This is a genomic window from Neobacillus vireti (genome assembly GCF_036962465.1).
Classification (GTDB): Bacteria; Bacillota; Bacilli; order Bacillales; family Cytobacillaceae; genus Neobacillus; species Neobacillus vireti_B.
In genome coordinates this window covers 1-13,456 of sequence record NZ_JBALNF010000011.1, presented here as the reverse complement: position 1 = coordinate 13,456, position 13,456 = coordinate 1, and the positions used below count along the sequence as shown (strand labels likewise).

11 protein-coding genes are annotated in these 13,456 nt (G+C 36.6%); 1 reads left to right on the top strand and 10 read right to left on the bottom strand.

Features of this window, described 5'->3' with window-relative positions:
- Window positions 1-483: 483 nt before the first annotated feature.
- From pepF to spxA, 5 genes are all read right to left on the bottom strand, one after another.
- On the bottom strand, window positions 484-2,304 hold the full coding sequence (gene pepF, locus V7077_RS04590) for an oligoendopeptidase F (RefSeq protein WP_335498742.1): 1,821 nt from the start codon (window positions 2,302-2,304) through the stop codon (window positions 484-486).
- Window positions 2,305-2,447: 143 nt separating this feature from the next.
- Window positions 2,448-3,644: a competence protein CoiA gene (locus tag V7077_RS04585; RefSeq protein WP_335498739.1), complete on the bottom strand. Its 1,197-nt coding sequence runs from the start codon at window positions 3,642-3,644 to the stop codon at window positions 2,448-2,450.
- A gap of 105 nt (window positions 3,645-3,749) precedes the next feature.
- A complete protein-coding gene (gene cls, locus V7077_RS04580) occupies window positions 3,750-5,261 on the bottom strand; it encodes a cardiolipin synthase (RefSeq protein ID WP_335498904.1) in 1,512 nt (503 codons plus the stop codon).
- A gap of 76 nt (window positions 5,262-5,337) precedes the next feature.
- Entirely contained in the window at window positions 5,338-6,009 is a 672-nt protein-coding gene (mecA, locus tag V7077_RS04575; RefSeq protein ID WP_335498902.1) for an adaptor protein MecA, read from the bottom strand.
- A 273-nt stretch (window positions 6,010-6,282) separates the two neighbouring features.
- Entirely contained in the window at window positions 6,283-6,678 is a 396-nt protein-coding gene (spxA, locus tag V7077_RS04570; protein ID WP_205178781.1) for a transcriptional regulator SpxA, read from the bottom strand.
- A 563-nt stretch (window positions 6,679-7,241) separates the two neighbouring features.
- Here spxA and V7077_RS04565 point away from each other — a divergent pair.
- Window positions 7,242-7,430, top strand: a complete 189-nt coding sequence (locus tag V7077_RS04565) for a hypothetical protein (protein WP_335498733.1) — start codon at window positions 7,242-7,244, stop codon at window positions 7,428-7,430.
- Between the two features lie 54 nt (window positions 7,431-7,484).
- Here V7077_RS04565 and V7077_RS04560 read toward each other — a convergent pair whose 3' ends face one another.
- From V7077_RS04560 to V7077_RS04540, 5 genes are all read right to left on the bottom strand, one after another.
- Window positions 7,485-8,426, bottom strand: a complete 942-nt coding sequence (locus V7077_RS04560) for an ABC transporter ATP-binding protein (protein WP_335498730.1) — start codon at window positions 8,424-8,426, stop codon at window positions 7,485-7,487.
- Between the two features lies 1 nt (window position 8,427).
- On the bottom strand, window positions 8,428-9,498 hold the full coding sequence (locus V7077_RS04555) for an ABC transporter ATP-binding protein (RefSeq protein ID WP_335498727.1): 1,071 nt from the start codon (window positions 9,496-9,498) through the stop codon (window positions 8,428-8,430).
- 17 nt (window positions 9,499-9,515) lie between these two features.
- Window positions 9,516-10,544, bottom strand: coding sequence for an oligopeptide ABC transporter permease (gene opp3C, locus V7077_RS04550; RefSeq protein ID WP_335498725.1), 1,029 nt, complete (start codon window positions 10,542-10,544; stop codon window positions 9,516-9,518).
- The gene (gene opp3b, locus V7077_RS04545) at window positions 10,541-11,473 is read right to left on the bottom strand and encodes an oligopeptide ABC transporter permease (protein ID WP_335498723.1); all 933 of its coding nucleotides are present in this window, start codon (window positions 11,471-11,473) and stop codon (window positions 10,541-10,543) included. The genes opp3C and opp3b overlap by 4 nt, the downstream gene beginning before the upstream one ends.
- A 113-nt stretch (window positions 11,474-11,586) precedes the next feature.
- Window positions 11,587-13,272: a peptide ABC transporter substrate-binding protein gene (locus V7077_RS04540; RefSeq protein ID WP_335498721.1), complete on the bottom strand. Its 1,686-nt coding sequence runs from the start codon at window positions 13,270-13,272 to the stop codon at window positions 11,587-11,589.
- Window positions 13,273-13,456: the final 184 nt, after the last annotated feature.

Below are 13,456 nucleotides of genomic sequence, written 5' to 3'. Positions count from 1 at the left end.
GGGATGGGAGAAATTTTTCACGGTCAAACAAAGGGGTATATGTTTGTTGTGATCAACTTCACGTATAAAATATACCATGCGGGATTAGCATGTGACAATAAGTTTGTGCTTTATTTCACATAATTGTCAAAAAGTAATAAATTCACCTAATCGACAATAGATATTACTATAAGTAATAGAAAAGGTGGAAGTTTTATGAGCAAATTACCTTATATTATCATGATTCTTTTTATTATTATTGCCTTTTTTCTTAATCTCCTGGCATTGATACACATTTTCCCCATGCTGCTGAGTTTTCCTATTCTGTTTATATCCATTCTAATTTTAATTGTTTATCTAAATGATCGGAGGCGGTTTAGAGGTTTTTAAAAGGATGGAGCCCTTGAGCCCCATCCTTTTTTTGATAAGCTATATCTTGGTTCGTTATCCAGCTTCAGCGTCCCGCTACTATTAAATTGCGCTAATCGGGTGCCTTTGCTTTTCTTATCCTAATAGTTTTTCTAATTCATTTAATTTTTCTTCAAATACCTTACATGCATCCTTAATTGGGGCAGCACTGGTCATATCGACTCCTGCTCTTTTAAGGACTTCAATTGGATAGTCGGAACTTCCAGCACTTAGGAATTCTTCAATATACCGCTTCACAGCCGGCTCGCCTTCTTCTAAAATCTGTTTGCTTAATGCTGTGGCTGCACTAAACCCAGTTGCATATTGATAGACATAATAATTGTAATAAAAATGCGGAATTCTTGCCCATTCCAAACCGATTTCTTCATCAATCAAAATATCTTCTTCACCATAATACTTCTTATTTAAAGCATAATAAGCCTCAGTCAAAGAATCAGCAGTCAATGCCTCATTATTTTGTGCCTTTTGATGGATTAGATGTTCAAATTCAGCAAACATAGTCTGACGGAACACAGTTCCTCTAAAGCCCTCTAAATAGTGATTCAATAGATAGATCCTTTTTTGTTCGTCCTCAATGGTTTTTAATAAATAGTCATTAAGCAGTGCCTCATTACAAGTTGAAGCCACTTCTGCCACAAAGATCGAGTAATTCCCGTATGCATACGGCTGATTTTTACGTGTATAAAAGCTATGCACAGAGTGGCCAAATTCATGGGCAAGCGTAAATAAATTATTTACATTATCCTGCCAGTTCATCAAGATATATGGATGAGTACCGTAGGCACCGGATGAATAGGCACCACTGCGTTTGCCCTTGTTTTCATGGACATCCACCCAGCGGTTTTCGAATCCTTCTTTTAGGATTTTCGAATACTCCTCCCCTAATGGTGCGAGACCCTTGATTACCAAATCCTTTGCATCCTCATACTTGATTTCCATCTTTACATCCTTCACCAGCGGTGTGTACAAATCATACATATGAAGTTCTTCAAGCCCAAGTACCTTTTTCCGCAGCTTTACATAACGATGTAACAAATGAAGATTTTCCGTTACGGTTTCAACTAAATTATCGTAAACACTTTCTGGTATGTTATTTGCTGATAATGCCGCATGTCTTGCTGAATCATATTTCCGAACTCTCGCATTAAAATTATCCTTTTTTACATTCCCACTAAGTGTACTTGCAAATGTATTCTTAAATGCTCCATAGGTTTTATATACAGCCTGAAAAGCATCACGTCTAACACGCTGATCTGCACTTTCTAAGAAGCGGCTGTATCGCCCATGAGTTACCTCAACCTCTTCTCCGTTTTCATCTTGAATGGTTGGAAATTCTATGTCCGCATTATTCAACATACCAAATGTATTACTTGAGGCATCCATTATTTCACTTGCCTCAGCCAACAGTGCTTCCTGTTCTGCACTTAGCACATGCGGTCTTTGTAAATTGATTTCTTCCAGCGCGTGTTTATATAATTTTAACTCTGGCTGTTCATTTAAGAAGTTATTTACCTTCTCCTCGTCAATTGAGAGAATTTCCGGGACAATAAAGGCTAGCTGACTTGCTGCTTGGGAATAGAGATTTTTCATTCTATCATCTAAGCCTTGGTAAAAGGAGTTTGTTGTATCTTGGTCGTAGCGCATATGTGAATATGTATAAAGCTTGCCGATCCGTTCTAACAATTTGTCTTGAAACTGTAAGGCTTGATAGAGCGTTTCAGCACTCTCTCCTAATTTGCCTTCGTACTGCTTTATCTGAGATATTTGATTCTTAATTTCTTGATATTCTTTTTCCCAATCCTGGTCACTAGCAAAGATATCTTCTAATTTCCATGTGTCCTCAACTGGAATTTCACTTCTTGCTGGCAGCTGTTTTACTTTAGTTTCATTGGCCATTTATTTATCCTCCATTCATTTTACTTGGAAAAACTTACTATTAACATATTCTCCTTTTTTACCCTTTTTCCTCTAAAACTAATCTAAATACCCTCCTACTATATTATGCCCAAAAGGCGATTATTAGTATTAATTTCCCACCTTTATGACTTCGCTAACATTTTATCATATTGAGCTAAGAAAACCTGTTTGGCTTCATCTCTTTCACGATTTGTTTGCGGGATTAAGATTTTCCTTTGTACTTCAAATATCTTGTCGTCCCTCCTATTTAGGAGGTTCAATTTCTCAAGAAGCTCTAAATATTCAATTATTGCCGAGAATGGATTTACATGATCTAGTTGAGGGTAGTTGCGAATGGTAAGCTGTTTTTTATAGATTCTCTTTTGAAAGGAAGCATAAATTTCCTTTAGCGAGATACGGTCTTGAGGATTTTTGTTAACTAAAATATCAACGAATAAATAAATTTGCCAAATAAACGGAGGTGTTTGAATAAGAACAGAATGGGCAACTGGCAGACCAATTTCAGGTGGGAGCAGAAAGAGGTTTAACCCCTGGTTATAGACCTCCTGCAGAAATGGCCTATCCCCTGCACTTGGATGAAGCGCCCAGTTGAAAATATATCTTTCCATTTCTCTATTCCAGCTTACTAGGGTTGGGGGATAATCATGATTGGGTTCTAGTATAGAATCTAGTGCAAGGGTTTGAATTGGTAGTGATGATACATGTGCGAAAGAGTTTTTGATGGAGATGGGAGATATCGACTCCACTAGTTGAAAGAGTTGTTTTTCGGGACCATAAGCGGGGATATAGAGTCGTCCGGATGATGAAGGTCTTAAAAATGAATAATGAAAGTTTGACAATGTGATAAGATTTTTACGTTTTTGATGAAGATGGCTGCTAGATAGGACCCAGAACGGTGTGTAACCATTCTCTAAATAAGCAATCGTCCTTTTCCTAAAAACTTTATCTGGTAAGGAAGAACATTGGTACTCTAGTGCAAACTTCTGTCCTTTATATTTGAACATTATATCTGGTCGTTGCTGGATGTTACGGTCATAATATTCTAACACGGACGGAATATTTTGTTTAACAAGCCATTGGAAAAGCTGCCTCTTCCCTGCTAAATGTTCAAATGATTCATTTTCAAAAAATTCACGGCATTGGGTACCCTGTTTATGGGCAAAATGAAAGATTCTTTGATCTCCCAGTTTTAACAGAACCGTTTCCCTGCAAATCGGACAAACGAATTCTTCTTTGCTACGCAATGACATTAGTGTTTCTTTCCTATAATCAAAGCCTAAACAAATCTTTTTACCTGTTTTGGTTAATGCAGTTAACAAATCATTCCCCTCCTTTTATACTATTAATTCGACTATCGCCCTGTATTTCCTTTTAATTATAAAAAAAACTCGTCAGTTTTTCGACGAGTTTCAACATTTCACGACTTAAAGTAGTGGTGATAAGAGTCTAGCAGTTGATTCTAAGATTCTAAATCCAATATGCCGTTGCTGAAAAGTTTCCAAATCGAGCTCTCGTGCAAACTTTAAATCATTGATATATTCCTCAACAAGCTCTTCTGTACTTTTTGTCCGAAACAAAAACGCATTAACTTCAAAATTCAAGTGAAAGCTTCTCATATCCATATTAGAGGTACCAATCGAAGCGAGTTCGTTATCGACAATAACAATTTTGCTGTGCATAAACCCGCGTTGATATTCGTATACCTTTACACCTGCTTCCAGCAGTTCCGGAAAATAAGACCTTGATGCATGAAAAACGATTCGTTTATCTGGCCGGTTGGGTACCAGCAGTCTTACATCAACACCGCTCAAAGCAGCCACTTTGATGGCTGAGAATATATCTTCATCTGGAATAAAGTAAGGGGATGCAATCCAAACAGATTTTTCTGCAGAAGCAATCATGGAAAAAAAGATGTTTTTAATGACACTCCATTCATTATCAGGACCGCCTGCAATAAGCTGAACTCCACCATGATGTTTATAATCTATTTGAGGTGAAAGGTATTCGGCCGTTAAGAAACTATGATTGGTCATATAATACCAGTCTTGTAAAAAAATTAATTGGAGTGTTCGGACTGCTTCGCCCTTGAGCATTAAATGGGTATCGCGCCAAAAGCCAATTTCTTTGTTTCTGCCTAAATATTCATCACCAATATTCAAGCCGCCGACAAAGCCAATGTTTCCATCAATGACAATTATCTTTCGATGATTACGAAAGTTAAATTTATTATTTAAAAAAGGCAATTTTACAGGACCAAACGAAACGGCCTCAATGCCCGCATTTCTCAAAGCATTAATATAGTTTTTAGAGAGCTGCCAAGAACCGACAGCATCAAAAAGAAAACGAATCTTAACCCCTTCACTTGCCTTTTGAATTAAGATTTCTTTTATTTCTTGGCCAATCTGATCATGACGAACAATATAATATTCTAAGTGAATATGATGCCGGGCCCTTTTTAGTTGTTCGATAATATGTTGAAAGGTTTCTTCTCCATTAGTTAAAACCTTTGTAGCGGTATCAAAGGAGATCGGACTATTCCCTAGTTTCTGAGCCAGCTTAAATAACTTTCCTTGATGCTGCCCCATCAAATTGAGTTTCTCCGGACCTCTTGGATCATCCTCTCCCTCAACTGTTAGGAACGCTTGTTTATCAAGGAAATATTTCTTTCGGAACATCTTTTCCTTCCGATAATTCCGGCCAAATAATAAATAAAAAATAAATCCTATAAGCGGAAAACTCCCTAAAACCACTAACCAGGTAATGGTTTGTGTCGGGTGACGATTTTCAAAGAAAATGACAAAACCTATAAAAATAACAGACAGTGTTATTAATACACTTAAAAAACCAAAAATGCCGCTTTCTAGTTGATCTTTAAATAAAAACAATAATCCGGACAAAACCGCTAAAAATAAGATCACCCTCACTGTGTTTTTCAGGGTACTCACCTGCCAAAATTTTCAATTATTCATAATGATAAAAAGACCGATTTCACATTTGAAATCGGTATATTTATTAGCTGAAATATTTTCGTACTTCCGCAAAAACATCTTTCGCCATGATCTCTTTTCCATATTCCTGAATTCGATGAATGGTTAATTGTGTTTCATAACCATATTCCAGTAAAATACTTAGAATATCATCAATTTCATCTTCTTCATATAAATCTTCCGGAAATTCTGTATATAAATAATATCTTCCTTCAAAGTGATAAAGCTTCGTATCTAAATTATCTAAACCTTCCCGATTCGATAGGCTAATAATATCCTCAAAATCCTTAAAGGCAAGGAGAAATTCCAAAGATTCTTCCTCAAGCATTAAATCATCTTCATTGGTATGAAGAGGGCTAAAATGCTGATCTAAAATCTCTTCAATTTTGTCATCAACGGGAATGTCCTTTATTTTTTCATTAGGGATAGGGAGCTCAAACTTTTGTCCGTCTTTTGAAAGTTGGGCCTTAGTAACAAGAACCTCTAACCCTTTATCAAGTGCTTGGACTTGGATCCATAGTGGGCCTTCAACGACAAAATCTTCCTCACCATGAACTTCATCCATCATTTCCCAAAAGAGTTCCTCACTGCGTTCTCGATTGTACCAGATTTCCTCACGGTCAAAGCCTCTCTCCTCAATATCACCATAGGAAATGTAGAACTTCACAGTATATTCATCGATTCGTTCAATCTCCATCATAACCTCTCCCTTCCGTTTCCATATTGAAGGGACTAAATACCCCCAAGCAGATAATACTATTATGATTTACATCTAAAAAAGGAAATACTCTTGTACTTTCATTTTATGATAAAAGTTCTGATATGGGAAATAAAAAACAATAAAATCTTAAAAACCGTGTTTTTGCCTAACGATTAATATAGGATATTCCTTTTATAATAGCAAAATGAGTAATATTATACAAATTTATTGGTTATACAAAAGAGACCTCCATAAAGAAGGTCTCATTAATTAATTAACCATTTTTTGAGCTTCACGTAATTGGAAGGTTCTAACCCTTCTAGGTAAGAAACGTCTAATCTCATCTTCATTATAACCAACTTGCAAACGCTTTTCATCAATGATAATTGGTCGTCGCAATAAACCTGGATTTTCTTTTATTAATTTAAATAAATCCTGCAATGGCATGGTGTCTAAGTTTACATCTAATTTTTGGAAGGTCTTCGATCTGGTTGAGATGATTTCATCCGTACCATCCTCAGTCATCCGTAAAATTTCTTTAATCTCCTCCATGGATAGGGGCTCTGAGAAGATATTTCTTTCAGTGTATGGAATTTCATGCTCTTCTAACCATGATTTTGCTTTTCTACATGATGTACAACTTGGTGAAGTGTATAGTGTTACCATCTGTTCTTCACACTCCTCTTTAATTTACATAAATGTAATCTTATATAGTCATGTACCCATTATTATTGTGGAAGAAACCCTTTTCGTAATTAAAATAATTATAAATAAGTAATTTCTATCATAAATTATACACCACTGTTTCCAAAAAAGGTATCCCTTTTGAAAAAATTATATCGACAGAAAAAACGTTCTATTTTTCTTTGGATACATGATATTAGACGATTAATAAACAAAAAAGTTTCATATTTTTTAAGTATATTTGCTAGCAAATTAGAATAAATATTACTTTCAATATTACAATGTTCGTAATTAGCATCATCTCTTTGTGGGTAATATACATAAATAATTTTACATATCTTTCAATGTCTTAATTTTATAAATCCTCTCTTAATTTACTCTTAACTTTTTTTCTCAATTAAATAGCTCCAAATGAAAACGCATTCAATCTTTGGGGAATTTCTTATAACTTTTCCTTTCAATAAATTACGAGTTCTTTTACAATAAAGAAGAGAATGATTTTTCCTTACTTTTATTTAGTCTAATTAGCTTTTTTGGAGGGATTCATGTTGGGTGATTACATAAAAGATTTGATGATTGTTGCATTATTAATTATTGGGATTACAGCATTTATGGGGGTAATAACCAACGGTATTGGGGAAAAAATATTCGGTGGTAAACGGAGAACTGAATTTACAGATGAAAGTGCTAAATATAGAAATGGCTGGAAAATGGTGGGCGGCAAAAAACATTAATCCACTTTTTAGATAAAAAGAAACGATCTCAATAAATCGAGATCGTTTCTTTTTTTATTTTTTAGAACTTGCTTGATATTGTTTAAACTCTTTTTCTGAACAAAGAACAAAGTGACCAGGAGTTACTTCCCTAAAGTCAATTACTTCATTTTCAGCATATTGGTGAGATGCTGGGTCGTATGATCTCCGTTTTCTTGTTCGCTCACTAATTGGATCTGGAGCAGGAATAGCAGATAATAGTGACTGTGTATAAGGGTGTAGTGGATTTTTATAAAGCTCATCTGCAGGTGCAAGCTCGACCATTTTACCAAAATACATTACACCAATTCGGTCACTTATATATTTAACCATTGATAAATCATGTGCAATAAACAGGTAAGTTAACCCTTTTTCTTTTTGAAGTTTTTTCATTAAGTTAACTACTTGTGCTTGAATGGAAACGTCCAATGCAGAAATCGGTTCATCTGCAATAATGAATTCAGGCTCAACAGCAAGAGCACGGGCGATTCCAATCCGTTGACGCTGTCCACCGCTAAATTCATGTGGATAGCGATTGGCGTGTTCTCTATTCAAACCAACCGTCTCAAGAAGATCGTAAACCCGATTCATTCGCTCTTCCTTAGTTTTTGCCAATCCATGAATATCAATGCCCTCAGCAATAACATCTGCAATTTTCAACCGGGGATTTAAAGAAGCATATGGGTCCTGAAAAATCATTTGCATCTTACGGTTAAATTCTTTTAATTGCTTCTTGGACTTTTTCCCATGAACATTAACACCATCATATAACACTTCTCCACCTGTAGCATCATATAATCGAATAATCGTTCTGCCTGTAGTGGATTTACCGCAGCCAGATTCACCTACAAGTCCCATTACCTCGCCTTTAAAGATATCAAAGCTGACATTGTCAACTGCCCTTACTTCATTTGGCTTACCGGGATTGAAATATTGCTGTAAGTTTTTAATTTCAAGTAGTTTCTCTCTCTGTGCCATATTATTTCCCCTCCTTTGAACCAGGGAATTTGCCTGCACCTGTAGTGCCTACATACTGATTTTGGCGTCTTTTAACTGCTTCAGGCGGCTCAACTTTAGGAGCATCCGGGTGTAATAACCATGTTGCAGCATAATGAGTATCGGATACTTTAAAGAACGGAGGCTCCTGCTCTAAGTCAATTTTCATGACATAAGGGTTCCTTGGTGCAAATGCATCACCTTTAGGCGGGTCCAATAAATCCGGGGGTGTACCAGGAATAGAGAATAATTCTTCATCATCTGTATCCATATCCGGCATTGAACTAATCAGTCCCCAAGTATAAGGGTGCTGCGGGTTATAGAAAATTTCATCCGCTGTACCAATTTCAACAATTTTCCCGCCATACATCACCGCAACGCGGTCAGCCACATTTGCAACAACACCTAAGTCATGCGTAATAAAGATAATAGAAGTATCAATTTTCTTCTGCAAATCCTTCATTAATTCTAAAATCTGCGCTTGGATGGTAACATCAAGTGCCGTTGTAGGTTCGTCCGCAATAAGAACCTTAGGATTACAAGCTAATGCAATGGCAATTACTACCCGCTGTCTCATACCGCCTGAAAATTGATGCGGATATTGTTCTACACGAATTTCAGGTTTCGGAATGCCAACAAGCTTTAACAGATCGACCGCTCTTTCTCTTGCAGCATGCCTGCTCATATTTTGGTGCTTAATAAGTGGCTCCATAATCTGGTTGCCAATTTTCATTGTTGGATTTAATGAAGTCATCGGATCCTGGAAAATCATTGAAATATCTTTCCCGCGAATCTTTTGCATGTCTTTATCTTTTAATTTTGTTAAATCTTTGCCTTCGAAAAGAATCTGACCGCCTTTAATTTCTGAATTATGTTCAGGAAGTAAACGCATGATTGATTTTGTTGTGACCGATTTTCCTGAACCGGACTCGCCCACAATGGCTAAAGTTTCTCCATTATATAAATCAAAACTCACACCACGAATAGCTTTAACTTCACCCGAAAAGGTATGAAACGATATATTTAAATCCTTTACCTCTAAAATTTTCTCCATTTACAACCACCTGCCTTCTAATCACGCATTTTTGGATCCAATGCATCACGCAATCCGTCTGCAACAAGGTTGAAGCACACCATGATTAACGCAATCATAATGGAAGGAATAATCATTTGATATGGAAAAGCAATCATTGATTTAAATCCTGAATTGACTAATGTTCCTAAAGATGCATGAGGTTCTTGTAATCCTAGCCCGATAAAACTTAGAAATGCTTCAAAGAAAATAGCATTCGGAATGGAAAACATCGTATTAATAATAATGACACCAAACATATTTGGAATCATATGTTTAAAAATTATAGATGAATTTGAAGCACCTAAGGTTTTAGCTGCCAAAACAAATTCTTGGCCCTTAAATTTTAACACTTGCGCACGTACCACACGAGCCATACTTGTCCATCCAGTAATGGTTAAGGCGATAATAATTGGGATAATTCCGGGTTTTAACACCAGAATCATCAAAACAACGACAATTAGGTTCGGAATACCGACGATAACCTCGATGATCCTCTGCATTACACTGTCTGTCCGACCGCCCAAATAACCGGATATGGCCCCATAGGCAACCCCAATAACCATATCAATTAATGCAGCCATGAAAGCGATAAATAGAGATACTTGTGTACCTTTCCATACACGTGCAAATTGGTCACGGCCTAAGCCATCGGTACCAAACCAATAATAAGCATCTACTTTGCGTACTTCATAGGCGTTATATTCAGTGCCATCTCTTCTAGTCAAGGTACCATCAAATGGAAGCCAGTGAACATTTTCTAATCCTTGTATACGCGGTGGCAAATTATTATGTTTAGTGTTTTGCGTGTCATAGGCATAAGGTGTAATCATTGGGCCAACGAATGCCATGATAATCATAATTACTAGGATTATCATGCTGACTACTGCACCTTTATTTTTCCGGACCCTTAGCCATGAATCCTGCCAAAAATTTAAACTCGGCTTTGCAATTTTTTCACTTTTTGATGGATCTATATGGGCAGGAGCAAACATATCCTTTGAAATTGTTATGTCTTTGTTGCTCATTTAGTTTTCCCCCCCGATACACGAATACGTGGGTCGATGATTCCATAAAGAATATCAACAATCAAGATCACGACGATAAATAGTACTGCAAATAAAATGTTAGTTCCCATAATTACGGGGTAATCATTCATATTAATCGATTTAACAAATTGCTCACCTATACCTGGTATACCAAAAATTTGCTCAATAACTAGTGACCCGGTCATTAAGCTAACTGCTAGTGGTCCCAAGACAGTTACAACTGGAATTAAAGCATTTCTTAAGGCATGCTTAAAGCTAATTTGCCAGCGGCTTGCCCCTTTAGCTCTCGCCAAAGTGATATAATCTGACCCTAAAACCTCCACCATTTCCGTACGCATAAAACGTGCCGCGATCGAAATTGGGAACATAGCGAGTGCAATTGTGGGAAGGATCGTGTACTCCGGCCCTTTCCATAACATTACTGGCAGCCATCCTAATTTGACCGAGATATAGTATTGCATCAAACCAGCAAAAATAAAGGATGGAATAGACTTACCTACTACTGCGATAAAAGTAGAACCATAGTCAATCCAAGTATTTTGTTTTAGAGCAGCTAACACTCCTAATAGGATACCTAAAATGGAACCTACAATCATAGCCTGCAAACCTAATTGAGCAGAAGGCCCAAGACGGTTACCGATAAGTTCTGTTACAGGGGTATTATCAAATTGGAAGGAAACTCCTAAATCCCCTTTTACCAAGTTCACCATATAGTTGTAATATTGAACAGGCACGGGGTCGTTCAAGCCATATTTATTCAGTAAGATATTACGCTGAACTTCAGTAAGCTTTTCGAAGTTATTAAAAGGGCTACCAGGAATTAGCTTCATGAGGAAAAAGGTAAGCGATGTTACGACAAAAAGTGTAATAATCATATAGCCAACACGTTTTAGTATATATTTGACCATGCCTACACCTCCTAATTAGTTAAATTTTCGACATATTACGACAATTCTCGTACAGGTAAAAAGAGAGTATATCGATAAAATATACTCTCTTAATATTTGATTAGTTATAGCTACTATTTCGTGATTTTAATCCACTGGTAACTATAGTCAGGACCAAATGCATGGTGCGCAAAGCCTTTAACTTTTGGATTGATCAAAAGGTTAACAGAACGTTGGTAAAGTGGTGCAATAGCAGCATCGTCCTCTAACAAGATTTTCTCAGCATCTTGAAGTGCTTTCCAACGGTCTTGTGGCTTAGCAACAAGATCTTCGTTAGCTGCTTTGATTAATTTATCAAATTCAGGGTTGCTATAGCTCATATGGTTTTGGCCTCCGCCAGTAACCCATAGATCCATGTATGTCATTGGGTCAGCATAGTCTGGTCCCCAACCACCCATTAATAAATCATAATCTTCAGCATCTTCACGAGCAATACGAATTTTGAATGGTACAGCCTCAATCGTAATCTTCAACCCTGGCAGGTTCTTTTCTAATTGGTCTTTGATATAGGCATCAGTAACTTTTGAAGTTTCAGTGTCTTGACCAACATAAGTAAAGTTTACTTCTTTAAGACCAGTTTCAGCAAGTCCCTTTTTCCAAAGTTCTGCTGCTTTTTCTTTATCAGATTTTAGGTAAGTTCCAGCAGTATCACGGAAATCCTTACCATCTAAGAAAGCGAAACCTTTTGGAACTAGGAAGTCAGCAGCGATTGAACCATTTGCTAATACATCATCAACCAACGCTTTTTTATCAACAGAAAGTGCGATAGCTTTACGGATGTTAACATTTTTCAACGCTGGGTTCTTTTCGTTCATTTTTAACCACCAGATAGATGGCTCTTGGTAACGAAGTAGATCATCTGCTCCTTCAAATTGTGAAAGGATTGCAGCTTGAGCTAGCTTTGGTGTAATATCAGCTTCGCCGGCAGTATATGCGTTTGCGGAAGCTTGTGGATCTTTAGAAACGTTGAAGTTGATCTTTTTTAGAGTAACTTCTTTTGCATTCCAGTAATCTGCATTTTTTTCTAATACCCATTCAGTTCCTGTTGGGCCATCCCACTTAGTCATTTTGAATGGACCATTGTAAAGAATGTGAGCAGCATCTTTTGCATAATCAGCGCCTTGTGCTGTAACATACTTTTCGTTTTGTGGGTAGAATAATGGGAATGTTAAGTATGATTCGATGTATGGAAGAGCTCTTACTAGCGTGATTTCAACTGTATTATCATCTAATGCTTTAATTCCTAAATCTTCAAGCTTAGCTTTTCCAGCTACGATTTCAGAAGCATTTTTGATTTTACCTTCCATGAAGTATGCACCGTATGGAGCAGCTACTTTAGGATCGATTGCACGTCTCCATGCAAATACGAAGTCATTTGCGGTAACAGGGTCACCGTTTGACCATTTAATATCTTTTTTCAATTTGATAGTGATAACAGTTTTGTCATCATTATAAGTTGGCATGCCGTCAGCTACACCAGGAATAACTTTTTGATCTGGATCCAAACGATATAGACCTTCGTTTGTAGCATTAAGCGTTGTAAAGCTTAATGTGTCTTGAGACATTACACTGTCCATTGAAGGAATTTCAGCGGATTCCAAAACATTAAGTTCTTGTTTATCTGCTAATTGCTCTGTTTTACCAGTGCTTTTGCCATCAGATGAGCTTGTGTCTTTTTTACCACCGCCAGAACATGCTGCTAAGAACATGCTAAGTACTAGTGATAGCACTAAAAGTAGTGAAAGTTTTGATTTCTTCACTAGTAGACCTCCCTTTTCTATTATTCTGAAAAATTACTACATTCTCTATTATACATATTTTCAACTAATTGTACATTACTTTTTGAAAATTAATTTTCATTTTCGAAACATTCATTACATAATCATGTCAATTGCCTATGTTATAATTTAGACTTATACAGTAATTTTTTGTATACTATAGCCT

Coding starts and splice junctions, on each gene's coding strand:
- pepF (WP_335498742.1), bottom strand. CDS start 2,304: ATGGCCAATGAAACTAAAGTAAAACAGCTGCCAGCAAGAAGTGAAATT.
- mecA (WP_335498902.1), bottom strand. CDS start 6,009: ATGGAGATTGAACGAATCGATGAATATACTGTGAAGTTCTACATTTCC.
- spxA (WP_205178781.1), bottom strand. CDS start 6,678: ATGGTAACACTATACACTTCACCAAGTTGTACATCATGTAGAAAAGCA.
- V7077_RS04565 (WP_335498733.1), top strand. CDS start 7,242: ATGTTGGGTGATTACATAAAAGATTTGATGATTGTTGCATTATTAATT.
- V7077_RS04560 (WP_335498730.1), bottom strand. CDS start 8,426: ATGGCACAGAGAGAGAAACTACTTGAAATTAAAAACTTACAGCAATAT.
- V7077_RS04555 (WP_335498727.1), bottom strand. CDS start 9,498: ATGGAGAAAATTTTAGAGGTAAAGGATTTAAATATATCGTTTCATACC.
- opp3C (WP_335498725.1), bottom strand. CDS start 10,544: ATGAGCAACAAAGACATAACAATTTCAAAGGATATGTTTGCTCCTGCC.
- opp3b (WP_335498723.1), bottom strand. CDS start 11,473: ATGGTCAAATATATACTAAAACGTGTTGGCTATATGATTATTACACTT.